The sequence below is a fragment of the Butyricicoccus sp. AF18-9LB genome, assembly GCF_027684505.1.
Lineage (GTDB): Bacteria > Bacillota > Clostridia > Oscillospirales > Butyricicoccaceae > Agathobaculum > Agathobaculum butyriciproducens.
In genome coordinates this window covers 1-1,000 of record NZ_JAQCWA010000053.1, presented here as the reverse complement: position 1 = coordinate 1,000, position 1,000 = coordinate 1, and the positions used below count along the sequence as shown (strand labels likewise).

Below are 1,000 nucleotides of genomic sequence, written 5' to 3'. Positions count from 1 at the left end.
TTTGATACTTTTCTTTACCGGCTTGCTAAAGCCGGGTTCCCAAAATGCCCGCACACCGCCTTTGGATGAAAAGCGGCGCTTCTGGACGCGCGGTAGATCTCTATCATTCGTCCGTAAACGATCACAAAGATCAGAACGCTGAGCGCCTTGATGGTAAACTGGACCACCATGCACTGCATGAACAGGCCAAAGAGTGACCCGAGTTCCATGGCTTCGAGCGTGTCCTGCATGGTTTCCAATGCAGATGTATCCACAGCCGTACTCCCGGCGATGAGTCCGCCTGCGTTATTGATAACATGCTGCGACACATCAAATACGGCCATCACGATATTAAACGTGTTGGTGATAAGAGTTACGGCTACAAAGGTCTTGAAGACCCATTTGAAGAAGATCCATGTTTTAAAGCTGGCGAGGTTGTTGTGGTCAATGATCATCTGAATCAGCTCATAGCAGGCAATGAATGTCAAGATCAGGCCTGCAATCGGGATAATCACTGATTCGGAAACATTCCGGATCATGGCGAAGACGCCCGGCGAGAAGTTCGCCGGAGTCGTCCCCACCTGAGCTGCAATATCGCCGACCTGTGTGTTTACCGAATCAAACAGTCCCGTCAGCTGATTCATGATTGCGGAAACAAGCAGTTCCTTTAACCATTCACCAATCTGTTCGAGTACACTGTCCAACGATCAACACCCCTTTCCTTAGCCGAACAGGCCGGAGAGCAAAGGTACCAGCGTGATGCCAATGAGCGCCACGCCGCCGCCAGCCATCAGCTGTTTTATACCCAATTAGGTGTAAAACTCTGCTCAATGGCGGGCGGCGGCGTACAAAAAATCTATATGGTGTTTTTTATTTCGATAGAAATGTGTCTTGTTTTATCTTCGTCAATGCGCTCATGCACGACGATTTCTTTGATTAAGCGGTTGAGGGTGGCTGCGTCCAGCTCTGTGATATTGGCGTATTCCTGAATGGCTTCCACCCATTGTTTTGCGTCATTGGC

2 protein-coding genes and 1 pseudogene are annotated in these 1,000 nt (G+C 49.4%); all 3 read right to left on the bottom strand.

What is annotated here, in order from left to right; all coding sequences use genetic code 11:
• Nucleotides 1-14: 14 nt before the first annotated feature.
• Nucleotides 15-683: a VirB6/TrbL-like conjugal transfer protein, CD1112 family gene (locus PGY33_RS14190; RefSeq protein ID WP_442865585.1), complete on the bottom strand. Its 669-nt coding sequence runs from the start codon at nt 681-683 to the stop codon at nt 15-17.
• A gap of 18 nt (nt 684-701) precedes the next feature.
• Nucleotides 702-785: pseudogene (locus tag PGY33_RS14185) on the bottom strand (Maff2 family mobile element protein); the annotation flags it as partial.
• Nucleotides 786-835: 50 nt separating this feature from the next.
• Nucleotides 836-1,000, bottom strand: a 165-nt coding sequence (locus tag PGY33_RS14180; protein WP_270479193.1) for a DUF4368 domain-containing protein, incomplete at its 5' end; no start/stop codon positions are given.